This is a genomic window from Actinomycetospora callitridis, from assembly GCF_028737265.1.
Lineage (GTDB): Bacteria > Actinomycetota > Actinomycetes > Mycobacteriales > Pseudonocardiaceae > Actinomycetospora > Actinomycetospora callitridis.
The window spans coordinates 205461-231191 of record NZ_JAQZAK010000009.1; the positions used below are offsets into that span (position 1 = coordinate 205461).

Annotated in this window: 26 protein-coding genes; 12 read left to right on the plus strand and 14 right to left on the minus strand. The window is 75.3% G+C overall.

Annotated features, from left to right (window positions below; translation table 11 throughout):
• Positions 1 to 15 precede the first annotated feature (15 nt).
• Positions 16 to 501 carry a methylated-DNA--[protein]-cysteine S-methyltransferase gene (locus PH191_RS24120; protein WP_274197174.1) on the plus strand — a complete coding sequence of 162 codons (486 nt, stop codon included), beginning with the start codon at positions 16 to 18 and terminating at the stop codon, positions 499 to 501.
• A gap of 85 nt (positions 502 to 586) precedes the next feature.
• Here PH191_RS24120 and PH191_RS24125 read toward each other — a convergent pair whose 3' ends face one another.
• Both PH191_RS24125 and PH191_RS24130 read right to left on the minus strand, forming a co-directional pair.
• A complete protein-coding gene (locus tag PH191_RS24125) occupies positions 587 to 2002 on the minus strand; it encodes a hypothetical protein (protein ID WP_274197175.1) in 1416 nt (471 codons plus the stop codon).
• A 108-nt stretch (positions 2003 to 2110) separates the two neighbouring features.
• Positions 2111 to 2416 carry a hypothetical protein gene (locus tag PH191_RS24130; protein WP_274197176.1) on the minus strand — a complete coding sequence of 102 codons (306 nt, stop codon included), beginning with the start codon at positions 2414 to 2416 and terminating at the stop codon, positions 2111 to 2113.
• A gap of 20 nt (positions 2417 to 2436) precedes the next feature.
• Between PH191_RS24130 and PH191_RS24135 the strand changes: the two genes are divergently transcribed.
• Complete coding sequence (locus PH191_RS24135) at positions 2437 to 3225, plus strand: (2Fe-2S)-binding protein (protein ID WP_274197177.1); 789 nt, start codon at positions 2437 to 2439, stop codon at positions 3223 to 3225.
• 45 nt (positions 3226 to 3270) lie between these two features.
• Here PH191_RS24135 and PH191_RS24140 read toward each other — a convergent pair whose 3' ends face one another.
• The gene (locus PH191_RS24140; RefSeq protein WP_274197178.1) at positions 3271 to 4020 is read right to left on the minus strand and encodes a M50 family metallopeptidase; all 750 of its coding nucleotides are present in this window, start codon (positions 4018 to 4020) and stop codon (positions 3271 to 3273) included.
• 101 nt (positions 4021 to 4121) lie between these two features.
• Here PH191_RS24140 and PH191_RS24145 point away from each other — a divergent pair, with 101 nt between their 5' ends.
• Positions 4122 to 5594, plus strand: a complete 1473-nt coding sequence (locus PH191_RS24145) for an MFS transporter (RefSeq protein ID WP_274197211.1) — start codon at positions 4122 to 4124, stop codon at positions 5592 to 5594.
• Positions 5595 to 5703: 109 nt separating this feature from the next.
• On the opposite strand, the gene PH191_RS24150 is transcribed toward PH191_RS24145, so the two are convergent.
• From PH191_RS24150 to PH191_RS24160, 3 genes are read right to left on the minus strand one after another with little or no spacing between them, the layout of a single operon-like run.
• Positions 5704 to 6714 (minus strand): aminotransferase class V-fold PLP-dependent enzyme, encoded by a 1011-nt coding sequence (locus tag PH191_RS24150; RefSeq protein WP_274197179.1) that lies wholly within the window; start codon positions 6712 to 6714, stop codon positions 5704 to 5706.
• A 21-nt stretch (positions 6715 to 6735) separates the two neighbouring features.
• Entirely contained in the window at positions 6736 to 7182 is a 447-nt protein-coding gene (locus PH191_RS24155; RefSeq protein ID WP_274197180.1) for a DUF4396 domain-containing protein, read from the minus strand.
• Positions 7179 to 9479 (minus strand): heavy metal translocating P-type ATPase, encoded by a 2301-nt coding sequence (locus PH191_RS24160; protein ID WP_274197181.1) that lies wholly within the window; start codon positions 9477 to 9479, stop codon positions 7179 to 7181. Before PH191_RS24160 ends, PH191_RS24155 begins: the two co-directional genes overlap by 4 nt.
• 660 nt (positions 9480 to 10139) lie before the next feature.
• Here PH191_RS24160 and PH191_RS24165 point away from each other — a divergent pair.
• Together PH191_RS24165 and PH191_RS24170 are read left to right on the plus strand one after the other, a co-directional pair.
• Positions 10140 to 11150 carry a serine hydrolase gene (locus PH191_RS24165; protein ID WP_274197182.1) on the plus strand — a complete coding sequence of 337 codons (1011 nt, stop codon included), beginning with the start codon at positions 10140 to 10142 and terminating at the stop codon, positions 11148 to 11150.
• Positions 11151 to 11183: 33 nt separating this feature from the next.
• A complete protein-coding gene (locus PH191_RS24170) occupies positions 11184 to 11465 on the plus strand; it encodes a metal-sensitive transcriptional regulator (RefSeq protein WP_274197183.1) in 282 nt (93 codons plus the stop codon).
• A gap of 12 nt (positions 11466 to 11477) precedes the next feature.
• On the opposite strand, the gene PH191_RS24175 is transcribed toward PH191_RS24170, so the two are convergent.
• The 3 genes from PH191_RS24175 to PH191_RS24185 form a co-directional block, all read right to left on the minus strand.
• Positions 11478 to 11840, minus strand: a complete 363-nt coding sequence (locus tag PH191_RS24175; RefSeq protein WP_274197184.1) for a hypothetical protein — start codon at positions 11838 to 11840, stop codon at positions 11478 to 11480.
• A gap of 110 nt (positions 11841 to 11950) precedes the next feature.
• On the minus strand, positions 11951 to 13135 hold the full coding sequence (locus PH191_RS24180; protein ID WP_274197185.1) for an acetyl-CoA hydrolase/transferase C-terminal domain-containing protein: 1185 nt from the start codon (positions 13133 to 13135) through the stop codon (positions 11951 to 11953).
• Positions 13136 to 13187: 52 nt separating this feature from the next.
• Positions 13188 to 14345, minus strand: a complete 1158-nt coding sequence (locus tag PH191_RS24185) for an acyl-CoA dehydrogenase family protein (RefSeq protein ID WP_274197186.1) — start codon at positions 14343 to 14345, stop codon at positions 13188 to 13190.
• Positions 14346 to 14423: 78 nt separating this feature from the next.
• Here PH191_RS24185 and PH191_RS24190 point away from each other — a divergent pair, with 78 nt between their 5' ends.
• Positions 14424 to 15020: a carboxymuconolactone decarboxylase family protein gene (locus PH191_RS24190; RefSeq protein ID WP_274197187.1), complete on the plus strand. Its 597-nt coding sequence runs from the start codon at positions 14424 to 14426 to the stop codon at positions 15018 to 15020.
• On the opposite strand, the gene sigJ is transcribed toward PH191_RS24190, so the two are convergent.
• The 3 genes from sigJ to PH191_RS24205 all read right to left on the minus strand — a co-directional run bounded on the left by sigJ (position 14995) and on the right by PH191_RS24205 (position 17740).
• A complete protein-coding gene (gene sigJ, locus PH191_RS24195) occupies positions 14995 to 15876 on the minus strand; it encodes an RNA polymerase sigma factor SigJ (protein ID WP_274197188.1) in 882 nt (293 codons plus the stop codon). The two genes, PH191_RS24190 and sigJ, sit on opposite strands and share 26 nt — an antisense overlap.
• Positions 15873 to 16055: a hypothetical protein gene (locus tag PH191_RS24200; protein WP_274197189.1), complete on the minus strand. Its 183-nt coding sequence runs from the start codon at positions 16053 to 16055 to the stop codon at positions 15873 to 15875. Before PH191_RS24200 ends, sigJ begins: the two co-directional genes overlap by 4 nt.
• Positions 16056 to 16273: 218 nt before the next feature.
• Entirely contained in the window at positions 16274 to 17740 is a 1467-nt protein-coding gene (locus PH191_RS24205) for a peptide MFS transporter (RefSeq protein WP_274197190.1), read from the minus strand.
• A gap of 169 nt (positions 17741 to 17909) precedes the next feature.
• On the opposite strand from PH191_RS24205, the gene PH191_RS24210 reads away from it, so the two are divergent.
• The 3 genes from PH191_RS24210 (at position 17910) to PH191_RS24220 (ending at position 21409) form a co-directional block, all read left to right on the plus strand.
• Positions 17910 to 19625, plus strand: a complete 1716-nt coding sequence (locus PH191_RS24210; protein WP_274197191.1) for an L-lactate permease — start codon at positions 17910 to 17912, stop codon at positions 19623 to 19625.
• Positions 19626 to 19751: 126 nt separating this feature from the next.
• Entirely contained in the window at positions 19752 to 20315 is a 564-nt protein-coding gene (locus PH191_RS24215) for a hypothetical protein (RefSeq protein WP_274197192.1), read from the plus strand.
• Positions 20312 to 21409 (plus strand): protein kinase domain-containing protein, encoded by a 1098-nt coding sequence (locus tag PH191_RS24220; protein WP_274197193.1) that lies wholly within the window; start codon positions 20312 to 20314, stop codon positions 21407 to 21409. The genes PH191_RS24215 and PH191_RS24220 overlap by 4 nt, the downstream gene beginning before the upstream one ends.
• Before the next feature lie 6 nt (positions 21410 to 21415).
• Here PH191_RS24220 and PH191_RS24225 read toward each other — a convergent pair whose 3' ends face one another.
• Entirely contained in the window at positions 21416 to 22222 is an 807-nt protein-coding gene (locus tag PH191_RS24225; protein ID WP_274197194.1) for a hypothetical protein, read from the minus strand.
• A 35-nt stretch (positions 22223 to 22257) separates the two neighbouring features.
• Positions 22258 to 22731 (minus strand): MarR family transcriptional regulator, encoded by a 474-nt coding sequence (locus PH191_RS24230; protein ID WP_420791842.1) that lies wholly within the window; start codon positions 22729 to 22731, stop codon positions 22258 to 22260.
• A 68-nt stretch (positions 22732 to 22799) separates the two neighbouring features.
• Here PH191_RS24230 and PH191_RS24235 point away from each other — a divergent pair, with 68 nt between their 5' ends.
• The 3 genes from PH191_RS24235 (at position 22800) to PH191_RS24245 (ending at position 25731) form a co-directional block, all read left to right on the plus strand.
• The gene (locus PH191_RS24235; protein WP_274197196.1) at positions 22800 to 23609 is read left to right on the plus strand and encodes a tryptophan-rich sensory protein; all 810 of its coding nucleotides are present in this window, start codon (positions 22800 to 22802) and stop codon (positions 23607 to 23609) included.
• A gap of 257 nt (positions 23610 to 23866) precedes the next feature.
• A complete protein-coding gene (locus PH191_RS24240) occupies positions 23867 to 24988 on the plus strand; it encodes an alpha/beta hydrolase (protein ID WP_274197197.1) in 1122 nt (373 codons plus the stop codon).
• Positions 24985 to 25731, plus strand: coding sequence for an MBL fold metallo-hydrolase (locus tag PH191_RS24245; protein ID WP_274197198.1), 747 nt, complete (start codon positions 24985 to 24987; stop codon positions 25729 to 25731). Before PH191_RS24240 ends, PH191_RS24245 begins: the two co-directional genes overlap by 4 nt.

Genomic DNA, 25731 nt, shown 5'->3' on the forward strand with positions numbered 1-25731 from the left:
GCACACTGGGCCGCGATGGGCACCTCGCACACCGTCGTCGACAGCCCGCTCGGGCCGCTGACCCTGCGCGCCGACGACGGCGTGCTCTCCGGCCTCTACATGACCGACCACCGCCACGGTCCCGCGCCCGACACGCTCGGGCCGCGCGCCGACGACGGGCTGGCGCCGGTGCGCGAGCAGCTCGCGGCCTACTTCGCGGGCGAGCTCACGGCGTTCGACCTCCCGCTCGCCCTGCACGGCACGGCGTTCCAGGAGCGCGTCTGGGCGGCGCTGCGCGAGATCCCCTACGGCGTGACCACGACCTACGGCGAGCTCGCCGCCGCGCTCGGGTCGCCGATGGCCTCCCGGGCCGTGGGGCTCGCCAACGGCCGCAACCCGATCAGCATCGTCGTGCCCTGTCACCGCGTGGTCGGGGCGAACGGGTCGCTCACGGGCTACGGCGGCGGCGTCGCGCGCAAGCGGGCCCTGCTCGATCTGGAGTGCGGGGCACCGACGCTCTGAGAGGCCTCGACCGTGGTGGCCTCGAAGGTCACCGCGTCCGTGCGGTCGGCCACGGAGATCGACATCGACCGTGCGGGCACGTTGATCAGTGGCTCTCGGTCTGCTCCTGCTGCTCGGCGGCCCGGCGGGCCGCGTCGCCGTCCGGGTCGAACCACGGGTGTCCGCCGCGCGACGCCGGGGGTTCGGGGGACTGGGAGGCCTGCGCGGGCTCGGAGGTCCGGGAGGCCGGCGAGGGTGCCGGAGGCTGCGGGCGCTGCGGGGTGCCGAGGTAGTGCCCGGGGGTCGGAGCGGCGGCGGAGGTCGCGGCGCCGGAGGTGACGGGCTCCTCCGTCGGCTCGCTCGCTCCGTCCGTAGCGACCGGGTCGTCGTCCGGGTCCTCGCTCGGGTCCTCCGCGACCACGTCGTCGTCGGCTGGGTCCTGGGCGGGGTCCTCGTCGGCCTGCTCCTCCGCCGTGTCCTCCGCCGTGTCCTCCGCCGTGTCCTCCGCCGTGTCCTCCGCCGTGTCCTCCGCCGTGACCTCGTCGGCGACGACGTCGTCCTCCTCGGCCGGCGGCTCGTCGGGCTCGTCGGACCCGCCGGTCGCGGCGGGATCGGCGGGATCGGCGGCCGCGAACACCGTGGTCTCCGGGACCTCCTGCTGCGCCGCCGCGATCGACCCGGTGTCCGAGGGCTCCTCGTCGGCGTCGACACCCTCGAGGTGGCCCGGGTACTCGGTGTCCTCCGCGGCCTCGTCCTCGCCGGGGGCGTCCGCCGGGGCGTCCTGCAGGGAGCCCGGGTAGCGCTCGTCGTCCTGCGCCGCGGCGAACGTCTCGGTGACCGCCGGTTCCTCGGCGGACGTCTCCTCGGCGGACGTCTCCTGGAGGGCCGGCTCCTCGAGAGCCGGCTCCTCGACGGGCGGGGCCGGGGGAGGCCCCGGCATCGGCCGCCCGGGCCCGGGGTGACCCATGGCGGGGTAGCCGCGGGCGGGGGCGCCGGGCCCCGGTCGGCCGGGGCCGGGCACCGAGGGCAGGGGCATCGAGGAGGGGGTCGGCTCGGGGCGGGGAGCGCCGACGGGGAGGAAGGTCGTGCCCTCCTCGGCCACGACCTGCGCGCCGCGGTCGTCGAGCAGGGCGTGCCGGCCGGTGGGCGTGCGGTCCTGCTCCATCGCCGGCACGGGCATCGGGGCCGCCGTCGCGGGCTCCGTCGACGTCGGCAGCCGCCGGAAGAGGGCGATGAGGAGCAGCGTCCAGGACAGGACCTGCAGCACGATCACCACGAAGCCGAGCGCGCTTGACAGCGGCAGGAGCGTCTCGGGCGTCAGGCCGAAGGCCTGGAGCGAGGCCGCGGCCACGAGGAACGTCGTGATGACGACGACCACGAGCTGCAGCGCCAGCCCGAGGATGGCCGGGCCCGTGACGGTCGGCAGCGAGCGGCGTCGCAGCACGGCGAGCACGAGACCGACGATCACCGGTACTCCCACCGGCAGGAAGGCGGCGGCGAGACGGACGCCGGAGTCGAGCATGGCCACGAACCTAACGGAACGGGACCGATCGGCGGAGCAGCGACCTCCCCGATCCCGGCGGGTTGTGGCGGAGCGTGACTGCTGTCGAGCAGCGGGTGACGGCGGGCGTCAGGGGAGGACCACCGGGTCGGTGACGTCGAGGTCGGGGAAGCCGAGCTGCCGGGCGACCTCGCGGGCCTCGTCGATGTCGATGCGGTCCCCCGAGCCGGTGTGCAGCCACAAGAGCGAGTCCGGCTGGGTGCTGGCGTGCCAGCGTCCGTCGATCCCGAGCCGGGCGCCGCGCCGCACGCCGCGTCCGCGCAGGTCGTAGCGCAGCAGGGTCGGTCCGAGGGTGCCCGTGTGGTCGATCCAGAACGAGAAACGGGCCGGGCCGCTCCGGCGCCCGCGACGTCCCCCCGTGCTCGAGAGGCTCATGTCCTCCAGCATGGGTCGCTGTGGGTGTCGAATCGACCGGCCGTCAGGGGAACCCGGCTGCCCCGATCGCCCCGATCGTCCGCGTCCGGGCGGTGCTCGCCGAGGCCGACGCGGTCGGCGGCTTCTTCGCGATCTCGACCCGCGACGAGGAGGCCGCCGACCCGTCGTGGCGACCCCTCGCCTCGCTCTACGCCGTGCCCGACACCGGGCCCGACCCGGTCGGCGACCGCCTGGCGGCCGTCGCCGAGGGCCTCGACGCGGGGCGGCGGGTCGCGGCGTCGCTGCTGACACAGTCGCTGGCGTCCCGCCCGGTGTCGGTCCTGCTCTGCGCCGCGACCGCCGGCGTCCTGCCCGACCTGGCGCCGCGGACCGTGCTGCACGCCCGCCCGTGGGCCGGCGGGCCGGTGCCGCTGTGGGCGGACCCCGAGCGGCTCACGGGCACGGAGCTGGGCGCCCCCGAGGACCCGCTCACAGCGGCGGCGCTCGCCGAGGTGCTGGCCCGGGACCACCTCGCGCCGCTGGTCGCGGGCGTCCGGGCCCGGGAGTCGGTGTCGGAGCAGGTGCTGTGGGGCAACGCGACGTCCGCGCTCGCCGGGGCGGTGCGGGTGCTCGGCGGCGAGCGCCCCGACCGCCACGACGCCGCGCTCGCGATCGTGCGGGGCGTCCTCGAGCACGAGCCCTTCGCGGGGTTCGGGCGCTTCGTCGCCGACCCGGGCCACCCGAGCGGCATCGGGTTCGCCCGCACCACGTGCTGCCTCTACTACCGCGTGCCCGGCGGCGGGAAGTGCGCCGACTGCGTCCTCCGATGACGCCGTGAGCGAAGTTCCCGGCTATAGCCGGGAACTTCGCTCACGTCAGACGGGCGGCCAGACCACGAGCAGCCGGCCGGCGCCGATCAGCGCGAAGATGCCGGCCAGGGCGAACAGCGCGACCCAGATGCCGCCCGGGACGCCGGTGAGGCGCTCGAGCTGGTCGGCGTCGGAGTCGGGCGCGCGGCGCCGGGTGCGCTTGCGCTGCACCTCGAGCACCGTACGCAGCCCGCCGAGGATGAGGAACCAGGTGACGAAGCAGGCGAACCCGTACTGGACGTTCGCCGACCCGTAGACCGCGACCACCACGAACACCGCGCCGGTGAGCGCCACCGACAGCACGCCGTAGGCGTTGCGGATGAGGATCAGCGTCGCGAGCAGCAGGACGACGGCGATCACGAGCATCGCCGAGATCGCGTCCGCGGCCACGAGCGCCGCGGCGCCGACCCCGAGGACCGGCGGGGTGGCGTAGCCGGCGGCAGCCGTCGCGACCATGCCCGGCCCGTCCCGGCGTCCCTTCGACACCGTGACGCCCGAGGTGTCGGAGTGCAGCAGGATGCGGGTCAGCGTGCGCCCCGAGCAGATCGCGACCAGGGCGTGCCCGCCCTCGTGGGCGATGGTGACGACGTTGCGGGCCAGGCGCCACGAGCCGTGGACGCCGACGACGAGCAGCGCGACGAGGCCCGCGAGGATCACCAGCGTGGCCTGCGTCTGGCCGCCGGTGAGCTCGTCGAGGGTGCCGTCGAGGGTGCTGCTGGAGGGCAGCTCGAACGGGAGCGAGAGGCCGGTCGTCACGATGGGTGCACGGTATCGGGGCGGCCCACCTCGTCACGTACCGGTGCGACGACCATGCTGAGGCGGTGACCGACACCGCCGGCGGCGCCGACACCATCCGGATGGGCAGCGCCCGGGGTCGCTGGATCCTGCTGACGACCGTGCTCGGGTCGGGCCTCGCCCTGCTCGACTCGACGGTGGTCAACATCGCGCTCGAGCGCATCGGCGCCGAGTTCGACGCGAGCTTCGCGGCCCTCCAGTGGACGATCAACGGCTACACGCTCACCCTCGCCGGGCTGATCCTGCTCGGCGGCTCGCTGGGCGACCGCTTCGGTCGTCGCCGGGTCTTCGTCATCGGCGTCGTGTGGTTCGCGGTGGCCTCGGCGCTCTGCGGGCTCGCGCCCTCGGTGGAGTTCCTCATCGCCGGGCGCGCGCTGCAGGGCGTCGGCGGCGCGCTGCTGACCCCGGGCAGCCTGGCGTTGATCTCGGCGTCGTTCCACGGCAGCGACCGCGCCGCGGCCATCGGAGCGTGGTCGGGCCTGGGCGGCGTCGCCGGGGCGATCGGCCCGTTCCTCGGCGGCTTCCTGGTCGAGTGGACCTGGCGCGCGGTGTTCCTCATCAACATCCCGTTCGCCGTGGTGATCGTGGTCGTGGCGCTGCGGCACGTGCCCGAGTCGCGGGACCCGCAGGCGAGCCACCACCTCGACGTGCCGGGCACCGTGCTCGCCGTCGCCGGCCTCGGGGCCCTGACCTGGGCGCTGACCGCGGCGGGGGAGGACGGGGCCACGCCTGCGGTGATCGTCACCGGGGTGGTGGGCGTGCTCGCCCTCATCTCGTTCGTCCTCGTCGAGCGGCGCTCGCGGGCCCCGCTCGTGCCCGGCGAGCTGTTCGCCAACCCGCGCTTCACGGCCGCCAACGTCGTCACCCTGCTCGTCTACGGGGCGCTCGGCGTGAACTTCGTGCTCGTCGTCCTCCAGCTGCAGGTGGTCGCGGGGTTCAGCCCGCTCGCCGCCGGCACGGCGATGCTGCCGATCACCGTGATCATGCTGCTGCTCTCGGCCCGCTCGGGGCGCCTGGCGCAGCGGATCGGGCCGCGCTGGCCGATGACGGTCGGGCTCCTGCTCGCCGCGACCGGGATGCTCCTGCTGGGCCGCATCGGGGCCGGCGCGTCGTACGTCGTGGACGTCCTGCCGGCGGTGGCGCTGTTCGGGCTGGGGCTCGCGGGCACGGTCGCCCCGCTCACGGCGACCGTGCTCGACGCCGCCGACGACCGGCACGTCGGCATCGCCTCGGGCGTCAACAACGCGATCGCCCGGGCCGCCGGCCTGCTCGCCGTCGCGCTGATCCCGGCCGTCGCGGGCATCTCCGGGCAGGACTACACCGATCCGCCCGCGTTCTCCGAGGGCTTCCGCACGGCCATGATCATCTCTGCCGGGCTGCTCGTCGTCGGCGCCCTGCTCTCCGCGGTGCTGCTGCGGCCCCGACGGGGTCCGGCCGCACCGGTCGAGCCCGAGGAACCGGCGCGCTTCCCCACCGAGTCCTGCACCTACTGCGCCGTCAACGCGCCCCAGCAGTACCCGCGCGACCCGGCCTGACGGCCGCGCCCGGCCCGGCCCCGCGCGACCTGCGCGAGGGGCACGTTCCGCAGGCGTGGGCGCTCGTCGATCATGCGCAACGTGCCCCTCGCCCCCACGGGGGACCGCGTCAGGCCAGCGCCTCGAGCACCGCGTCGACGTCGGCGTCGGTGTTGTGCAGGTGGAAGCCGAGGCGGGCGGCCCCGCCGCGCAGGGCCGCGCGGATGCCGGCGGCGGCGAGCCGGTCGGCGGCGCCCTCGTGGCGCAGGGCCACGATCGCCGACTCCGCGGACGGCAGGTCGAGCCCCGCGCGCAGGCGGTTGGCGAGCCCGACCCCGTGGTCGTGCACCGCCGTGGCGTCGAGGCTCTCGAGCCAGGGCAGGGCGGTCGCGGCCCCGACGTGCGCGAGCCAGGCGGGGGAGAGGTCGAAGCGGCGGGCGTCGGGGTGCAGGCGCAGCGGGAGCCCGTAGATCGCGTCCCAGCCCCCGGCGTACCAGCCGGACTGGTGCGGGACGAGGCGCTCGGCGAGCCGGTCGGAGACCGCCATCCACGAGGCGCCGCGGGGCGAGAGCAGCCACTTGTACCCGCCGGCGACGACGACGTCGGCCCAGGAGAGGTCGGCGGGCAGCCAGCCCAGCGACTGGGTCGCGTCGAGGACGACGAGGGTGTCCGGACCGACCTCCGAGCGCAGGGCGTCGAGGTCGACCAGGGCGCCGTCGGCGGAGGCCACCACGCTCACGGCCACGACGTCGGCCGAGCCCGTGCGTTCCGGCAGGTCCTCGAGGGGCACCTCGGTCACCTCGTGGCCGGCGCCCGCGAACGGGAAGGTGACGCTGGTGAACTCGCGGTCCGCGGTGAGCACCCGGCTCCCCGCCGGCAGCGACGCCGCGACGAGCCCGAGCAGGCCGGACACCGCGCTGCCCAGCACCACCGACGACGCCGGCACCCCGACGAGCCGGGCGAACGACGCCCGCGCCGTGTCGACGGCGCCGTCGAACTGCGGCGGCGAGGACTCCGCCCGCCCCCACGCCGCGACCGCGTCCGAGACGGCGTCGACCACCGGCCGCGGCGGGACCCCGATGGACGGGGTGTTGAGGTAGATGCCCTGGACGTCGAAGGTCGTGCCGAACGCGTGACGCACGCCCCCGAGGTTAGATCAGGTTCAGTGGTAGGCGTGCGCGACGGCGTGCCCGCGACCTCGGCTGATCATGAACCGGTTGACCGGCGTCGTGACGACGAAGGCGATCGCCAGCGACACGGCCAGCGTCGCCCAGAACAGCACCGAGGCCAGGCCCGCGTCCATCGCGCCGGGCACGAGGACGATGACGCCGTTGTCGACCAGCTCCATGACCGCGATCGACACCGTGTCCGCGGCGAGCGCGACCCGGACGGCGGTGCGCAGCCCGGCGCCCGAGCGCAGCACGCCGCGCATCGTCAGGGCGTAGCCGAAGACGAAGGCCAGGGCCACCGAGAGCACCACGGTGACGCCGTTCGACAGCGCCGCCGCCGTCCCGATGACCATGCCGAGGACCTCGCCGATCGCGCAGCCGGTGAGGCAGTGCGCGGTCGCCTGCGCGGCCGTCGACCAGGGGACGTCGCGCCAGCTCATCGGGCGCCGCCCCGCGGTGTGAAGCGCCGCAGCCGCAGGCTGTTGCCGACGACGAAGACGCTCGAGAACGCCATCGCCGCGCCGGCGATCATGGGATTGAGCAGGCCGAACGCGGCCAGGGGGAGCGCGGCCACGTTGTAGGCGAACGCCCAGAAGAGGTTGCCCTTGATGGTCCCGAGCGTCCGCCGGGCCAGGCGCAGGGCGTCCGGCACGACCCGCAGGTCGCCGCGCACCAGGGTGAGATCGCCGGCCTCGATCGCCGCGTCCGACCCGGTGCCCATCGCGAGCCCGAGGTCGGCGCGGGCCAGGGCGGCGGCGTCGTTGACCCCGTCGCCGACCATGGCGACGACCGCCCCCTCGCGCTGCAGGCGGGCCACCTCGTCGGCCTTCTCCTCGGGCAGCACCCCGGCGATCACCGTGTCGATGCCGACCCGGTCGGCGACGGCGCGTGCCACGGTCTCGTGGTCGCCGGTGAGCAGGACGGTACGCAGGCCCATGTCGTGCAGCGCGGTGATCGCGTCGGCGGAGGTCGCCCGCACGGTGTCGGCGACGCCGAGGACGCCGCGGGCGGTGAGCACGCCGTCGTCGTCCGCCCACGCGACCGCGACGGGCGTGGCCCCGCCGGCCTCGACGCGGGTGACGGCGTCGGCGATCTCGGCGTCGACGGCGACACCTTCGGCGTCGAGCAGCCGGGTGCGGCCGACGACCACGGTGCGGCCCTCGACGGTGCCGCGGACACCCAGGCCGTCGCGGGCCGCGACGTCGACGGCGGCCGGCAGGACTCCATCCAGCTCGGGGAGCCTCTCGCGGGCCGCGTCCGCGACGGCGCGGGCGACGGGGTGGGTCAGCGCGTCCTCGAGGGCGCCGGCGCGCCGCAGCAGCTCGTCCTCGTCGACGCCCGCCAGCGGGGTGACGTCGGCCAGGGCCATCTCGCCGGTGGTGACGGTGCCGGTCTTGTCGAGCACGACGGTGTCGACCCGGCGGGTGGACTCGAGCACCTCGGGGCCGCGCAGCAGGATGCCCAGCTGGGCGCCGCGACCGGTGCCGACCATCAGCGCGGTCGGCGTCGCCAGCCCCAGCGCGCAGGGGCACGCGATGATGAGGACGGCGACGGCCGCGGTGAACGCCGCCGACGCCCCCGCCCCGAGGAGCAGCCACACCGCGAGCGTGCCGAGCGAGAGCGCGATGACGACCGGCACGAACACCCCGGACACGCGGTCGGCGAGGCGCTGCACCTCGGCCTTGCCGTTCTGGGCCTCCTCGACCCGCCGGGCGATCCGGGCCAGGCGGGTGTCGGCGCCGACCGCGGTGGCGCGCACCACGAGCCGCCCGCCGACCGCGACCGTCGCGCCGCTGACCCGGTCGCCCGGGCCCACGTCGACGGGCACCGACTCGCCGGTCATGGCGCTGGCGTCCACCGCGGAGCGGCCCTCGACGACGACGCCGTCCGTGGCCACGGTGTCGCCGGGGCGCACGACGAACTCGTCGCCGAGCACGAGGCGGTCGACCGGGATGCGCTCCTCGCGCCCGTCGCGGCGCACGGCGACGTCCTTCGCGCCGAGGTCGAGCAGGGCGCGCAGCGCGTCGCCGGCCCGGCGCTTGGCGCGCGCCTCGAACCAGCGCCCGGCCAGCACGAACGTCGTCACCGCCGACGCGGCCTCGAGGTAGATGGCGTCGGGCCCGCCGGCAGCGGTCAGTGACAGCCCATGGGTCATCCCCGGCATCCCGGCGCCGCCGAGGAACAGGGCGTAGAACGACCAGCCGAGCGCGGCGAGCGTGCCCACCGACACCAGGGTGTCCATGGTCGCGGCGCCGTGGCGCAGGTTGGTCCAGGCCGCGCGGTGGAAGTCCTGACCGCCCCACACGACGACGGGCGCGGCGAGGATCGCGGAGAGCCACTGCCAGTACTCGAACTGCCAGGCGGGCACCATCGCGAGCAGGACGACGGGCAGCGTCAGCGCCAGGCTCACGAGCAGGCGGGTGCGCAGGACGTCGGCGTCGCCCGGCCCGGGGCGGTCGTCGTCGCCGGGCGTTGCCACCGGGGTGGGCACCGAGGCGCCGTAGCCCAGCTTCTCGACGGTGGCGACGAGGTCGTCCACGCCCACCGACGCCGGGTGGTCGACCCGGGCGTTCTCGGTGGCGTAGTTGACGCTGGCGGTGACGCCGTCGAGGCGGTTGAGCTTGCGCTCGATCCGCGCGGCGCAGGAGGCACACGTCATGCCGGTGATCGCCAGCTCGACGCGCCGCGCGCCGGCCCCGGTGGGCGCCGCAACGGACGGCACGGACGGTGCACTCACCGCGGACCTCCCTCTCTCGACCCCTCCTGAGTACCCCTGGGGGGTATCGGTGTCAAATCGTCGGCCCGAAAGTGGCCGGGTGGGCGACGATCACGCGCGGCGAGGTGGTGTGATGGTTTCGTGACCTCCCACCGGCTGCCGCCGCAGCCGGGGTCGGACGGATCAGCGGGACGCCCCCGTCCGTACGGCTCCGGCGGGCCCGTCGCCGCTCCGGCGCGCCACCGCGCGCCCGAGGGCGCGGGTGTCGCGGTGCTGACCGGACCCCGGCCGGTGGCCCCCTCCGCAGGTCACAGGGCACCCGCGCCGTTCGTGCCGCCCCCGGCGGACGGCGGCCCACCGTCCCGGCATGCCCGGGTACCCGGTCCGCCTCCGGGCCACCCCGCGCCGCGGCCCCGGCACGGGGGCGCGCCCGCTCCCCGCCCGGCGCCCGCACCCCAGGCCCCCGCACCCCAGGCCCCCGCACCCCAGGCCCCCGCACCCCAGGCCCCCGCACCGCAGGCCCTCGCACCGCAGCCGGCGGCACGGCCCTCGACACCGGCCCGGCCGCCGCGCACCCCGCAGGCCACTCCGTCGCCGGACGAGGCGGCGCGCAAGCCCCGCACCGCCCCGCAGCCGGCCGTCGCCCGCCGCGCGGAGACGCCGACGGGGTCCCGGACGCCCGTGGCCCGCCGCAGCTCCTCGGTCCGCAGCGAGGAGGACCCTCGGCGGTCGGCGCCCGCGGCGCCCGGACGGACGAGGAGCGCGCCCCGGCGCCGCCGGACCACGGGCCTGCCGCTGGGCCTGGGCGCCGCCGTGGTCGGTGCGGTGGTGGCCGGCACGCTGGTGACCGTCGACAGCCTCAACGGGGGCTCGAGCACGCTGGCCGCGCTGGCGCTGCCGGCGGACGACACCACCGAGACGGTCGCGCCGCCCACCGCCCCGGACGCGCCCGAGGTCGACCTGGCCAGCGCCGCCACCGCCGGCGAGGAGGCGGGCGCGCGGGAGGACAACCGCGTCGCGGTCTCCGTCGCCGACACGGCCACCGGCGAGCTCGCGCCCGGCTCGAACGGCGAGGACACCTTCAACACCGCCTCGCTGGCGAAGCTCTTCCTCGTCGTCGACATGCTCGAGCGTCAGCGCACCGGCGAGATCCAGCTCGGTGCCCGCGACCTGCGGCTCGTGCACGCGGCCCTGAGCTCCAGCAGCGACCCCGCGATGAACGCCCTGTGGACCGAGTACGACGGGCCCGCGGCGATCGGCCGGGTCGCGCGGTCGGTGGGCCTCGAGGACACGACCAGCCCGGAGGACCCCTCCCAGTGGGGCGAGGTCCAGACCTCCGCGCGCGACATGGTGAAGCTCCTGCGGCACGTGCAGGTCGAGCTCCCGGCGCCCGACCGCGACCTCGTCCTGCGCTCGATGTCCGACGCGCCCCGCATCGCGGGCGACGGGTTCGACCAGGGCTACGGCTTCCTCGACGGACGCTCGCCGGTCAAGCAGGGCTGGCTGTGCTGCCTGGGCTCGCGGGGCGACATGCACTCCGTGGCGGTCGTCGACGGGCGCTTCGTGGTCGCGGTGATGACCAACGAGCCGATGGTCGAGTCGCCCCGGGGCTACGACGCGGCGCGCGAGTCGGTCAACGCGGCCGCCGGCGCCGTGCGTCAGGCGCTCGGACCGACGGTCGACGCGAGGTAATCTGGGCGCTGCACCACGGCGCCCAGGAGGGTCATGAACGGCTACGCGGGCCACAAGGACGATCACCTGCGGCGGCTGCGCCGCATCGAGGGTCAGGTCCGCGGCATCGCCAAGATGATCGAGGACGACAAGTACTGCATCGACGTCCTCACCCAGGTCTCCGCGGCGACCCACGCGCTCCAGAACGTCGCCCTCGGGCTGCTCGAGGAGCACATGGGCAGTTGCGTCGTCGACGCCGCGAAGGCGGGCGACGACGAGGCCGCCGAGAAGGTCCAGGAGGCCTCCGCGGCGATCGCCCGTCTCGTCCGGTCCTGACCCCGCGCGGACTCAGCTCCGGGCGGGCAGCGCGCCGTCGAGCTTCGCGCGCAGCTCGGCCGCGAGGGCCTCGACGCCGCCGAAGCGCCGGTCGACGACGACCTGCGCGGCCACGCCCAGCAGGATGGCGGGCCACTCCATGAGCCCGGCGATCCCCGCGCCGAGGTAGAGCCCGTAGACGAGCAGGCTCGCCGGCTCCGGGCTATGCGCGCGGAACCAGGCGCGGACGGCCTCCTCGTCCCCGGCGTCGAGGGCGGCGAGCAGGTCGGGGGCGTCGTACGGCTGCTGCGCCTCCTCGGCAGGCAGGGCCGGCGTGCGCGTGGCGGCCGGCACGGCGGCGAGGTGCGGGCGGGGGGCGGTCGTGCCGTCGGCCATGGGGTGTCCTCTGGAGGTCGGCGAGGTGAACGGACGTCGTCCGGCTACCCACCCTAGGGCGGGGGAGACGTCCCACCGTGAACGATCTCTCGGTGGGCGGGGCCGCGGTCTCAGCCGGGGAAGACCGCGTCCAGGGCCCGGCGGCGCTCGGCGCGGTCCAGTCCGCGGAGGTCGGCGGGCCCGTGCTCGGTGACCACGACGTCGACGTCGTGCGCGGCGGTCGTCACGGGGCGGGACAGGTGCTCGACGCGGGTCGACCGGCCGCGGTGCTGCGACGCGACCGCGATCACCGAGAGCCCCCGGGTCGAACGGGCGGCCGCCGCCGCGTAGTCGGGGTGCCCGCCGATGCCCCCGACCAGGGCGTTCCGGGTGCCCTCGACGTTCACCTGCCCGTCGAGGTCGACCTCGACCGCCGTGTTCACCGCGATCAGCGGCGGCTCGGCGGCCAGCCGCGAGGGCTCGTGGGTGTGCTCGATCCGGTGCACCACCGGGTGCCCGGCCCGCCCGCGGGCGTCCGCCCAGGCGTAGAGCGCGGGGGTGCCGACGAGGTAGGTGGCGACCGGGTCGGAGAGCAGCAGCCCCGCCTCGTCGAGGGTGACCACCCCGTCGCCGAGCAGGCCCGAGTCGGCGTGCACGCGGACCCCGGCGGCACGCACCCCGTCGACCACGGCCGCGCCGAGCGTCCCGGGCGCCCACTGCAGGCGCACCCCGTCGGTGAGCAGGCCGGCGACGTGGCGGCCGATGGCCTCGTGCTCGGCGCTCGGGGTGGCCGCCGGGGCCGGCGCGTACGGGCCGCCGGGCGCGTCGCCGAGCACGAAGACCTGCTCGTCGGGCAGCGGCGGGCCGGCGGCGGCGCGGGGGAGGTCGGGGTCGAGGACGACGGCGACCGGCACGCCGAGGTCGATGACCGCGCGGACCCAGGACACCTCGGCGCCCAGCACCGGCCCGACCGGCCCCGGCGCCGCGGCGACCACGAGCACGTCGGGGCGCAGCGGGCCCGCCAGCAGCGCGGGCATGGCCGCGAGCCGGGCGGGCACGGCGTGGATGTGCCCCGCCTCGGCGGCGGAGCGCAGGCCCCACCCCGGCATCACGGTGCGCGCGTCGGCGAAGGCGTCGAGCTCGAGCCCGTCGGCGGGGCCGGGTAGCCAGCCGGTGATGAGCCTCAGGTCCCCGCGCTCGCGCGCCAGGGCCGAGAGCAGCGGGTACGCCGCGCGCGGGCTGCCGCAGCCGTCCGCGAGCGCGATGCGTGCGCCGGGACGGACCAGGCCGGCGAGGATGCCGCCGTCGAGCGCCATGATCGAAGCTTCGCACGTGAGGGATGTGGGTCGTCAGGACGACCCACATCACTCACGTGCGCGCAGCGCTCCCCAGCACCCCACGCGCGATGATCACCTGCTGGATCTGGCTCGTGCCCTCGTAGATCCGGAACAGGCGCACGTCGCGGTACATGCGCTCGACGGGCACGCCCCGCATGTAGCCCGAGCCGCCGTGGATCTGCACCGCCCGGTCGGCGATGCGCCCGACGGCCTCGGAGCAGAAGTACTTCGCCGTCGACGGTCCAAGGGTGGTGTCGGAGCCGTCGTCGTAGGCCTTGGCGGCCTCGCGGACCAGGGCCCGCCCGGCGTGCCAGTCGGTCACCGAGTCGGCCACGAGGCCCTGCACGAGCTGGTAGGTCGCGATCGCGTGCCCGCCCTGCTCGCGCGCCGTCGCGAACTCCGTCGTCTCGTGCACCAGCCGCGCGGCCATGCCCATGCACAGCGCGGCGATGTGCAGCCGCCCGTGGGCCAGACAGCGCATGGCGGTGACGAAGCCGCGGTGCAGGCCCTCGTCACCGCCGACGAGGTTCGCCGCCGGCACCCGGACGTCGTCGAGGTAGACCTCGCAGGTCCACGACCCCCGCTGGCCCATCTTCGCGTCGTGCTCGGAGAACGAGACGCCGGCCGCGTCGGTGGGCACGAGGAAGGTCGAGATGCCCTTGGCCGGGGAGGCCTCCGCGTCGGTGCGCGCGAAGACCATGAGCACGTCGGCCAGCGGCGCGTTGGTGATCCAGCGTTTCTGGCCGGTGATCACCCAGCCGTCGCCGTCGCGCACGGCCTTGGTGGTCAGCGACGACGGGTCGGAGCCGGCGTCGGGCTCGGTGAGCGCGAACGACGCCACGACCTCGCCCGAGGCCAGGCGCGGCAGCCACTCCTGCTGCTGCTCGGCGGTGCCGCCGGTGAGCAGCACCTGCCCGGCGATGCCGTTGTTGGTGCCGAACAACGAGCGCAGCGACGGCGTCGTCCAGCCGAGCTCCATCGCGAGCTCGACCTCCTCGCTCATCGAGAGCCCGATGCCCCCGAACTCCTCGGGGATCGCGAAGCCGTAGAGCCCCATCGCCTTGCACTGCTCGCGCAGCTTGGCGGGCACCTCGTCGGCGGCCTCGATCTCGTCCTCGCGCGGCACCACCTCCTCGCGCACGAACTCGCGCACCGAGGACAGGACGTCGGCGAAGTCATCGGCCTCCATGGCGCTCACCGTGTCACGTTCCGGGCGGCTGCGCCGTCCTCCCGGTGTCCGCCCGCGATCGACCCCCGGAGGTCCCCGATGTCCCGCATCCCGCTCGTCCCCGACCGCGACGCCGGCATCCTCGGCCGCCTCGCCTACGCCTACGCCCGCCGGCGCTTCGGCGAGGTGCCGGAGCCGTTCCGGGCGCTGCGCCACCACCCCGGCCTGTTCCGGACGTCGGCGATCGCCGAGTCGCTCGCCGAGAAGGCCGCGACGGTCCTGCCGGCGCGGTTCCGTGACCTCGCCGTCTACCGGACGGCCACGCAGGTCGGCTGCTCGTGGTGCGTCGACTTCGGGGAGATGCTCTGGCTGCGCCAGGGCCTCGACGGCGACCACCTGCGCCGCGCCGCGGCCGACGGAGCACCCGACGACACGGGTTTCGACGACGACGAGCGCGCGATCCTCGCCTACGCCGACGCCATGACGGCGCAGCCGCCGACCGTCACCGACGCCCAGGTCGCCGACCTCGACACCCGCCTCGGCCACGCGGGCCTCGTCGAGCTCACCTACCTGATCGCGGTCGAGAACCAGCGCGCCCGCATGAACCTCGCCCTCGGGCTGCACGCCCAGGGGTTCGCGGCGTCGTGCGAGGTGCCGGCGACGTCGCCGGTCAGGGCGGTGCCTTCTCCGGGGTGAGCACCGCGTGCACGGCGAGGGCGCGTTCCCCGTCGACGGTCAGGGTGACGACGATCGGTGCCGGCTCGGAAGGGATGACCAATCCCGCCTCCCCGTTGACCAGGACCGGGCGCGCCCCGGCCAGCACCTCCGGCCCGGCCTGCTCGACCAGCGCGACGAGCAGGCGCGCGACCTTGTCCGCGCCCACCACGATGCGGCGGGCGGCCTTCACGATCCCGCCGCCGTCGGTGCGCAGCGCCGCATCGGGGTGGAGCACGGCGACCAGCGCCGGCACGTCGCCGGCGGCCAGGGCGGCGACCAGCACGTCGAGCACCCGGCGCTGCTCGGGTTCCGGGACGGGGGCCGGCAGCTCGCCGGCCCGCGCGGCGGCGCCGACCGTCTTCCGGGCCCGCGAGGCGAGCTGGCGCGCGGTCGTCGTCGTGCAGCCGAGCACGTCGGCGACGTCGTCGAACCCCACGCCGGCGGTGTCGTGCAGGACGAGGGCCACTCGCTGGTCGGGGGAGAGGCGCTCGAGCACGAGCATCGCGGCGATCCGGACGTCCTCGCGGGCCACGACGGCGTCGAGCACGTCGTCGGGACCCGTCGTCACCAGCGGCTCCGGGAGCCACGGCCCGACGTAGCGCTCGCGGCGGGCGGGGGCCGAGCGCACCCGGTCCAGGCAGAGCCGCCCGACGGTCGTCGCCAGCCACGCGCGGGGGTCGCGGACCTGCGCGCGACCGTCGGGACCGAGCCGGTCCCAGCGCAGCCACGCGTCCTGCACGGCGTCCTCGGCGTCGGCGCGCGAGCCGGTGAGCCGGTAGCCGATGGCCAGCAGGTGGCCGCGGTGCTCCTCGACGGCGAGCGGCTCCGCGGTCACACGCCGCCGCCCGCCCCGTACTCGATCTCCCGGCGACGGCACTGCTCCTCGGCCATCGCCTCGTTGCCCTGCGTCGGGCTCGGGCCCGAGCGTTCCTCGGTGGTCCACTGCTCGGGCGGGATGCGGTCGTCGATCGGCATGTGCAGACCCCGGCGGGGCGTCGTGCCGTCGTCGCTCATCGTCGTCCCCCTCGTCGAGATCCCTCGTCGGGTCGGGGCCCGACGATAACGCCGGTGTCCGCACTCGACCGAGCATCGCGCGGACCACCGCGGAGTGGTCCTCGGCCGCGCACCGTCCGGAGCGCACCGGCGTCGCGATCGTCTGCGTGGTCCTATCGGCGTGCTCCCCTCATCGGACACTCAACGTCTGCGGCGCCACGCCGCTGACACCTGCAGCCCTAACGCACGCCCCGCATCGCGCGCCGGATCCACGGCGACAGGGCGAACAGGACGAGCCCGAGGACGATGGCCGCGGCGCCGGTGATGCCGAAGTAGGCGCCCTCGGTCTCGGGGGAGTAGTAACCCGCGAGCGTGCCGGAGAGCGCGGAGCCCAGCGAGATCGACAGGTAGAAGAGCGCGACGGTGAGGTTGCGGAACGCCGCGGGGCCGACGCGGGTCGAGAGCGAGAGCCCGACCGGCGAGAGGTTGAGCTCCGCGAGCGAGAAGACCATGAGGATCAGCACCAGCGCGAGCACCGGTGTCGTGTTGCCCGTGCCGCCGGCCCAGGGCAGGAAGAGCAGGAACGCGATCCCCATGCCGGTGGCGCCGAGGGCGAACTTCACCGGCGTCGACGGTGCGCGGTCGCCGAGCTTCGTCCACATCACCGCGAACAGCGGAGCGAGCACGATGACCCAGAAGGGCTGGATCGAGTTGGGCCAGTTCACCGGGAACTCCCAGCCGAACAGGTTCCGGTCCAGGCGGGTGTCGGAATAGAGCGTGACCACGGTGAACTGCTGCTGGAACAGCGACCAGAACACCACGCTGCCCAGCCACATCGGGATGAACGCCCGCACCCGGCTGCGCTCGTCGCCGTCGACCTTCGGGCTGGTCAGCATGATCGCGAAGATCCCGATCGAGATCAGCGCGACGACGATGGCGACGGCCGTCGAGAGGTTCGCCGCGGACAGGACGCCCGTCGCGAAGCCGACGACGACGAGCACGACGACCACCACCACGCCCAGGGCCGGCCGCAGCCAGGCGCCGGCGGGCAGCGGGTCCGGGACGGCGGCGGCGCTCGAGGGCAGGCCGCGCCGGCCGAGGGCGTAGATCGTGAGTCCGACGGCCATGCCGATGGCCGCGAGGCCGAACGCCCAGTGGAAGCCGGCGAGCTCCTGGGTGAGGCCCGTGAGCAGCGGGCCGACGAGGGCGCCGATGTTGATGCCCATGTAGAAGATCGAGAACCCGGCGTCGGCGCGCGGGTCGTCGCGGGCGTAGAGCGAGCCGACGACGGTGGTCGCCGACGTCTTCACCCCGCCGCTGCCGAGCGCCACCAGCACGAGCCCGACCACGACGCCGGAGACCCCCGGCAGGACCGCGAGCGCGACGTGCCCGACCATCACCGTGATCGCCGAGACGAACAACGTGCGCTCGGCGCCGAGCAGCCGGTCGGCCACCCAGGCCCCGACCACGGCCGCGAGGTAGACCAGCCCGCCGTAGGCGCCGATGATGCTGGTCGCCGAGGCCTCGGGGAAACCGAGCCCGCCCTCAGTCACGGCGTAGTACAGGTAGTACGCCATGACGGTCTGCATCCCGTAGAACGAGAAGCGTTCCCACAGCTCGACCGAGAACAGGCTGCCCAGCGCGAGCGGGTGCCCGAAGAAGCGACGGTCGGTGGAGGAACCCGTGTCGGTCGGGGTGGTCGTCACGGCGTGCAGGGTCCTCCTCGCGGAGCGCGACCGCCAGATGGGTCATCCGACCGCAACGCTTCCGCCGTTCGGCCGCTCTCCGCGCTTCGTGTCGACAGACGGACACGAAAAGGGCACTCTGCGCCACCACGCTCGGCACGGCGGTCGGGCGGACGCGGGAGGTGGGCTCGTGTACATCCAGAACGACACCCCGTTGGGCGGCTCACTGGTCTGGAGCTCGCTGGTCGCGGTGCTCCCGCTGCTGACCCTGTTCGTGCTCCTGGGCGGCCTGCGCGTGCGCGCCTGGCTCGCCTCGCTGATCGGGCTGGCGGTCGCGCTGCTCGTCGCGATCCTGGCCTACGGCATGCCGGTCTCCCAGGCTGTCCTCGCAGGCACCGAGGGCGCGGTCTTCGGCTTCTTCCCGATCCTCTGGATCGTGATCAACGCGCTCTGGATCTACCAGATGACCGTCGTGTCGGGGCACTTCGACGTGCTCCGCCGGTCGTTCGGGTCGGTCTCGGACGACCAGCGGGTCCAGGCCGTGATCATCGCCTTCTGCTTCGGCGCGCTGCTCGAGGCGCTCGCCGGCTTCGGCACCCCCGTCGCGATCTGCACGGTCATGCTCATCGCCCTGCGCTTCAGCCCGCTCAAGGCCGCGGTGGTCGCGCTCGTCGCCAACACCGCGCCCGTCGCCTTCGGGGCGATCGCGGTCCCGATCACCACGCTGGCGTCGGTGACCGGCCTTCCCGAGGAGGCCCTCGGGGCAATGGTCGGACGCCAGACCCCGATCCTCGCGGTGTTCGTCCCCTTCGTCCTCGTCGCGCTGGTCGACGGGGCTCGGGGCCTGCGGGAGACCTGGCCGGTGGCGCTCGTCGCCGGGCTGGTCTTCGGCGTCGCGCAGTACGTCACGTCCAACTTCATCTCGCTCGCGCTCACCGACATCGTCGCGGCGCTGCTCGCGGCCGGCGCGGTGGTGCTGCTCGTGCGCATCCGGCCGCCGCGACGTGCGGAGGTCCCGGCGGACGCACCGCAGGACACCCGGGAGACGGTGAGCGTGTCCTCCGGCGGCGGGGGGGACGGCGGCGGGGACGCCGGGACCGGCGGGAGCTCCTCCACCGACGCCCCGGCGGGCTCCGACCACGACGACCACAACCTGGACACCCGCCGCGACGTGGTCCTCGCCTACGCGCCCTACCTGATCATCATCCTGCTGTTCTCCATCCAGCAGATCCCGGTGGTCGACGACGCGCTGAGCGCGACGACGGTGAAGTTCAACTGGCCGGGACTGAACGTCGTCACCGAGGCCGGGAAGCCGGTGTCCACCCAGGCGTTCACGCTGAACTGGCTGGAGTCCGCGGGCACGATCCTGCTCATCGCGGGGATCCTCACCGCGCTGGTCCTGCGCGTGCGGCCGGCGGCGGCCGTCGCGGCCTACGGGCGCACGCTGGTGCAGCTGCGGACGGCGATCGTCACCGTGATGGCGGTGCTCGCGCTGGCCTACGTCATGAACACCTCGGGGCAGACGCTGACGCTCGGCGGCCTGCTCGCGGGCACCGGCGGCTTCTTCGCGGTGCTCTCGCCGGTGCTGGGCTGGCTCGGCGTGGCGGTCACGGGTTCGGACACGTCGGCGAACTCGCTGTTCGGTGCGCTCCAGGTCACCGCCGCCGAGGGCGCCGGACTCGATCCGATCCTGCTGGCCGCGGCCAACAGCTCCGGTGGCGTGCTCGGCAAGATGATCTCGCCGCAGAACCTGGCGATCGCGGCGTCGGCGGTGGCCATGGCCGGCCGCGAGGGGGAGATCCTCCGCAAGGTGCTGCTGTGGAGCATCGTGTTCCTCGCGGGCATGTGCGTGCTCGTGTACCTCCAGTCGACCCCGGTCCTGGGCTGGATGGTCGTGAGCGGCTGATCGCAGGGCGTAGCGAGGGGGAACCGTTCGGCGACTCGTCACCCGAACGGTGCTCCTCGCCGGGGTCTGCTGGGCACCCGATGGTTTGATCGTCAGCGATACCGAGCTGGCGCACGGAGGGGTGGCATGGATCCGGTCCTGATCATCGTCGGGGTCGCTGTACTGGTGCTGATCCTCGGGATCGTGCTCGTCGTCGTCTCACGCAGCCGCTCGCGGTCGCGTCGCGCGGCGCTGCGCAGCCAGTTCGGCGACGAGTACGACCGTGTGGTGGACGAGTACGGGACGAGCAACGGCGAGCGCGAGCTGCGGGCGCGGCTCAAGCGGCGCCGCGAGATCGAGGTGCGCGAGCTCGGCGGCGACGAGCGCGAGCGCTTCGGCCAGGCGTGGGAGGCGGCGCAGTCGACGTTCGTCGAGCACCCGTCGACGGGGCTGCGCGACGCCGACCTGCTCGTCCAGCAGGTGATGCGCGAGCGGGGCTATCCGGTCGAGCGCTTCGAGGAGCGCGCCAAGATGATCTCGGTGGACCACCCCGACCTCGTCGAGCGCTACCGCGCCGCCCACCGCACCTCGACCGAGGTCGAGGAGGGCCGGGCCGACACCGAGGACATGCGCCAGGCGATGGTCGACAACCGCTACCTGTTCGACGCCCTGCTCGGGGGCGGCGACGCGGCACGGACGCGGCGGATGTGAGCGCGGACGTGGGGGAGGACGCGGGCACGGCGCGCGTACTCGGCAACCGCTACGAGCTGCAGGGCCTGATCGGGCGCGGCGGGATGGCCGAGGTCCACCGCGCGGTCGACCGCGAGCTCGGACGCACCGTCGCGGTGAAGCTGCTGCCGGCCGAGCTCCGCGGTGACGCCGAGTACGGCGGCCGGCTGCGCGACGAGGCCCGGGCGGCCGCCGTCATCGACCACCCGCACGTCGTCGCCGTGCACGACGTCGGGTTCTCCGGCGGGTCCGAGGTCTTCGTCGTCATGGAGTGCGTCGAGGGACGCACGCTGCGCGACGAGCTCCGCGAGCGCGGCCGCTTCGAGCCGGACCAGGCCGCGGCGGTGCTGGTGCCGGTGTGCGAGGCGCTCGCCGCCGCCCACGGCCGCGGGATCGTCCACCGCGACGTCAACCCGGGCAACGTCATGCGCTGCAGCGACGGCACCGTGAAGCTGATGGACTTCGGCATCGCGCAGGTCGCGGACGTCGAGGGCTTCACCGGCACCGGCGTCGTCATGGGCACCGCGGCCTACCTCTCGCCCGAGCAGGTCCGTTGCGAGCCGCTCGACGGGCGCTCGGACGTCTACGCCGTCGGCTGCACCCTCTACGAGCTGCTCACCGGCCGGACCCCGTTCCAGGGGCCGAGCTCGGTGGAGGTGGCGTCCCAGCGGCTGCGCGAGTCGCCCGTCCCGCCCCGGCAGTACGTGCGCGACATCTCGCCCGACCTCGACGCCCTCGTGCTGCGCGCCATGGCCCTCGAGCCGGCGATGCGCCACCACGACGCCCGCGAGCTCGCCGACGACCTGCGTCGCTTCGCCGCGCCCGACCCCACCGTGCGCACCGACGTGATCACGACGCGGGACCGCGGCCCGGGATCGTCCGGGGGTGCCGGCGGCGGTGGTGGCGGCGGTGGTCGTGCCGGCCTGCCGGCGACGCGGCCGCAGGACGTCCCCGACGAGGGCCCGAGCGCGGGCGAGCACGAGCCGTGGTCGGCCGTGCGCCGGATCGGGATCACGCTCGTCGTGCTCGCGGTGCTCGTGCTCGTCGGCGCGGGGTTCCTGCTGCTGGCGCGGTGAGCCGCCTCAGGCCGGCTGCCCGATCCGGCGCAGCGACAGGCGGCCGTCGGCGGGACCCGACGTCGCCCACGCCCCCGAGGCGACCGTCCACGTCCGCCCGTCGTAGGTGACGCTCTCGAGCGCGAGCCGCTCGCCGTGGGCGACGAGCCAGGTGGCCAGCGCCCACCCGTTCTCCGCGGGCTGCGCGCCGGAGAGTCGCGAGGTCCCGAGCTCGCGGGCGGCGAGCTCCGCGACGGCGCCGTTCCCCGGGTCGGGCGGCGGGGTGGCCGGGAGGTCGACACACGTCCACGCCCCCGGCGCCTGCCCGAGCAGGGCGACGGCCATGAGGCGCGCCTCGGGCTCGTGGTCGGCGTAGGCCTCGGGGAAGCCGCTGCGCTGCACGGTCTGCGCGGCGACGGTGACGTCCATGGTCGTCCAGCCGGGCACGGCGACGAGCGCGGTGTAGAACGCGGTGGCGCTGTAGACGGGGTCGAGGATCTCGTCCTCGGACCCCCACCCCTGACTCGGGCGCTGCTGGAACAGGCCGAGGGAGTCGCGGTCGCCGCCGCGCAGGTTCGCGAGCCCCGACTCCTGGATCGCCGTCGCGAGCGCCACGGTCACCGCGCGGTCCGGCACCCCGAGGCTGCGGCCGACGCCGACGATCGTCGCGGCGCTGTCGGCCTGCTCCGGGGTGAGCGTCCAGGTGGTGGGCAGGCCGGGGGAGTCGGGCGGGGCGGTGATCGTGCAGCGCGGGTTCGCGGTGATCTCGCTGTCCGACAGCACCACGATGAGCGTGACGACGAGCGCGAGCACCGCCAGGACGACGACGGCCACCACCCCGAGACGGGCGCGGGCGGCCAGCGGCGAGCTCAGGACGGTCCTCCCTCGGACATGTCGGCGCGGTGCTCGGCGACCGTGGCCACGACCTCTCCGAGGAAACGATGGATCACGGCCAGTTCGTCGGGCGTGTAGCCGGCGAGGACGCCGTCGAGCCGCGACGCGAGCGGGCCGAAGAAGGCGCGCCCGACGTCGGCGCCGGCCGCGTCGTGGTGCAGGGTCACCCGGCGGCGGTCGACCTCGTCGCGCACGCGGTGCAGGTGGCCGAGGCGCTCGAGGCGGTCGACCGCGGCCGTCGTCGCCCCCGAGGAGAGCCCGACCTCCTCGCCGAGGCGCCCCGGGGTCAGTGCGGCGCCCGCCCGCTCCGCCCGCAGGACGGCGAGCAGGGCCTGGGCGTCGGTGCGGTGCAGCCCCTGGCCGGCGGCGAACGCATGGCCGAGCCGCCCGGCCTCGTCGGCGTAGTCCTGCAGGAGCTCCACCAGCTCGCGCCGACCGGCCTCCGTCACACCGTGCATGTTAGCGGCGATCCGGGTAATCTCCATCATCGAGAGGTTCGACGATGGAGGGATAGCTCATGACCGCGACCGTGGCCGGCCCGACGACGAGGGCCACCGTGGGTGATCGTGTGCGGGCCGCCGCCCTGCTGCTGGTCGCGCTGCTGCAGATCGTGGCGGGCGGGCTCGGCGGGTCGGGGGCGTTCGGCCTGTCGGTCGGCGTCGTCGCCCGGGAGAACACCACCGTCGTCATGCCGGTGCCCGCGGCCTTCTCCATCTGGGGCGTGATCTACGCGGGCATCCTGCTGCTCGCCGTGCGCCAGGTGCTGCCCGGCCAGCCGGCGCGGCCCGTGCACCGGGCGACGGGCTGGTGGCTCGTGGCCTCGGGCGTCTTCAACACCGGCTGGATCCTCGCCTTCTCCGCGCAGGCGGTCGTGCTCGCCCAGGTGATCATCGTCGCGCTGCTGGTGGTGCTCGCCGTCGCCGTGGCCCGCCTCACCGCGCACCCCGCGGCCGACGCCGCCGACCGGCTGATGCTCCACGGACCCGTCGGCCTCTACGCGGGCTGGGTGAGCGTCGCGACCGTGGTCGGCGCGGCCACCACCGGCACCTTCCTCGGAGCACCGGGTGCGGGCGGCGTCGCGACGGTCCTCGGGGCGCTGATCCTGCTGGTCACCGGCGCGATCGCCGCGGCCGTCGTGGCCCGGGGCGCGGGCGCGCTGCCCTACGCGGTCTCGGTGGTCTGGGCGCTCGGGGCGATCGTCGTCATGGGACCGCCCCTGGCCGTGGTGGTGGCGGCCCTCGTGGCGCTGGTGGCGGTCGTCGCCGTCCTGGTCCGCCGGGTCCTCACCGCCCCGCCCGGGCGCCGCATCCCCGCCGCCTTCGGCTGAGCCCCTCACCGCCGGACGGCGCACGGGGTGTGCCAGCCCTGCGTCCACGCTGGCACTTCAATACAGCACGGCGATAGGGCCAGGAAGTCCGCCTCGATCATGAGGGCTCCCGAGGCGCCGTGAGCGAGACCTCAGCCCGCCGACCGATCACCTCGTGCCCCGCGCGCGTAGACGCAGCGAACAGGAGGCTCGCTGCGACAGGGGACGGCGCGGGTGATGAGGTGATCGAGGTCGGGCGCGGGCGAGGAGGGCACCGGGTGCTGGTGTGGCTGGTGCGCGTGGTGGGCGTGGTCTGGCTCGCCACGGTGCTGCTCGTGGCCGTCGGCACCTACGCCCCGCGGCTCCCGGTGATCGGGTTCCTCGGGTCGTTCGTCACCGGCCAGTACCCCCTGCACGCCGCGCTGGCGGCGCTCGCCGGCGTCGGGCTCGGCGGGCTGGCGTGGGTTCTCGGGTCAGCACGATTCGGGGTCGTCGTCGGCGCCCTCGCCCTCGTCGCGACGATCGGGCTGGGCGCCGTCCTCGTCGGCCAGACCCGGACGGCCCGCGCCGAGGGGGCCGACATCGACTGGTGGGCCGCGCTCACCGTCACCGGCCAACCCGACGGGCACCCGGACCGCACCGAGCAGTACGGGGTCGACGAGCTCGGCCGGCCGCTGCGCCTCGACCTCTACCGCCCCGCCGGCCCCGGCCCCCACCCGGTCGTCGTCTGGGTGCACGGCGGCAGCTGGGTGCGCGGCGAGCGCGACGACCGCACCGCGCTCAACCGCTGGCTCGCCGACCGGGGCCACGCCGTCGTCAGCGTCGAGTACCGGCTGCCGCCCCCGTCGCCCGTGGGCGAGGGGCAGCGGCGCGACGTCGCGGCCGCCGCGGCCTGGGCCGTCGCGCACGCCGCCGAGGAGGACCTCGACCCGGCCCGGATCGTCCTCGCCGGCCAGTCCGCAGGCGCGACGCTCGCGATCAGCACGACCGCGGGGATCCTGGACGGCGACCTCCCGGGGGCGCCGACACCCCGCGCCGTCGTCGCCTACTACCCGGCCACCGACCTGCGCCTGGTGGACCGGTCGCTGCAGGACGCCGTGCTCGGCGGCCGCGCGGCGCAGTACCCCGAGGAGGCCCGCGCCTCGTCACCCGTCGACCTCGTCCGCCCCGGCCTCCCGCCGACGCTCGTAGTCCTCGGCTCGGCGGACCACTTCGTCTTCCCCGACCGCGTGCTGGCGTACGACCGCGCCCTGCGCGACGCGGGCGTCCCCGGCCGTCTGGTCGAGGTACCGCACGCCGACCACGTCTTCGACTACCCCTTCGGCAGCCCGGGCGCCCAGGCCACCCGGCCCGCCGTCGCCGCCTTCCTCGCCGAGCACGTCGGCGTCCGCACCCCGTGACGGTCGAGACGGTCGCCGCGGGCGTGCACCTCGTGCGCGGGTCGGCGGTGAACTGGGTGCTCGTGGTCGACGGTGACGACGTGACGGTGATCGACGGGGGCTACCCGGGCGACGCCGGGGCGCTGGAGGCGTCCCTCGCCGCCGTGGGTCGGGAGCCGGGCGACGTCGTCGCCGCGCTGGTCACCCACGCCCACGTCGACCACGTCGGCGGGCTCGCGCCGCTGGCTGCGCGTGTCGGCTTCCCGGTGCTCACCGGGCCGGCCGAGGTCCGCCACGCCCGGCGCGAGGTCGTCGAGCAGGCGGGTCCCGCCGACGTCGCCCGGAACGCCTGGCGGCCGCGGGTGCTCGCGTGGGCGGTCCACGCCGTGCGGCTCGGGGCGCTGCGGGCCGTCACCCTGCCGACCGCGACCGCCCTCGAGGAGCCCCTCGACCTGCCCGGCGCCCCGGTGCCCGTGCCGACCCCGGGGCACACCAGCGGCCACACCGCCTACCTCCTCCCGGACGCGGGGGTGCTGGTCAGCGGCGACGCCCTGGTCACCGGCCACCCGACGACCGCGCGGACCGGGCCGCAGCGCCTGCCGTCGTTCTTCGACCACGACCCGGCCCGGGCTGCGGTCGCCCTCGACGCGCTCGCGCCGCTCGACGCCGCCGTGCTCCTGCCCGGGCACGGGCCCGCCTGGCGCGGCACGCCCGAGCAGGCCGTGGCGATCGCACACTCCCGTGACGCGGGAGGAACGTGGTGA

Bases quoted from the DNA above. Each gene is read 5' to 3' on its own strand.
- PH191_RS24120 (WP_274197174.1), top strand. From the start codon at position 16: ATGGGCACCTCGCACACCGTCGTCGACAGCCCGCTCGGGCCGCTGACC.
- PH191_RS24125 (WP_274197175.1), bottom strand. From the start codon at position 2,002: ATGCTCGACTCCGGCGTCCGTCTCGCCGCCGCCTTCCTGCCGGTGGGA.
- PH191_RS24130 (WP_274197176.1), bottom strand. From the start codon at position 2,416: ATGAGCCTCTCGAGCACGGGGGGACGTCGCGGGCGCCGGAGCGGCCCG.
- PH191_RS24145 (WP_274197211.1), top strand. From the start codon at position 4,122: ATGGGCAGCGCCCGGGGTCGCTGGATCCTGCTGACGACCGTGCTCGGG.
- PH191_RS24155 (WP_274197180.1), bottom strand. From the start codon at position 7,182: ATGAGCTGGCGCGACGTCCCCTGGTCGACGGCCGCGCAGGCGACCGCG.
- PH191_RS24170 (WP_274197183.1), top strand. From the start codon at position 11,184: ATGAACGGCTACGCGGGCCACAAGGACGATCACCTGCGGCGGCTGCGC.
- PH191_RS24175 (WP_274197184.1), bottom strand. From the start codon at position 11,840: ATGGCCGACGGCACGACCGCCCCCCGCCCGCACCTCGCCGCCGTGCCG.
- PH191_RS24180 (WP_274197185.1), bottom strand. From the start codon at position 13,135: ATGGCGCTCGACGGCGGCATCCTCGCCGGCCTGGTCCGTCCCGGCGCA.
- PH191_RS24185 (WP_274197186.1), bottom strand. From the start codon at position 14,345: ATGGAGGCCGATGACTTCGCCGACGTCCTGTCCTCGGTGCGCGAGTTC.
- PH191_RS24190 (WP_274197187.1), top strand. From the start codon at position 14,424: ATGTCCCGCATCCCGCTCGTCCCCGACCGCGACGCCGGCATCCTCGGC.
- PH191_RS24200 (WP_274197189.1), bottom strand. From the start codon at position 16,055: ATGAGCGACGACGGCACGACGCCCCGCCGGGGTCTGCACATGCCGATC.
- PH191_RS24215 (WP_274197192.1), top strand. From the start codon at position 19,752: ATGGATCCGGTCCTGATCATCGTCGGGGTCGCTGTACTGGTGCTGATC.
- PH191_RS24235 (WP_274197196.1), top strand. From the start codon at position 22,800: ATGACCGCGACCGTGGCCGGCCCGACGACGAGGGCCACCGTGGGTGAT.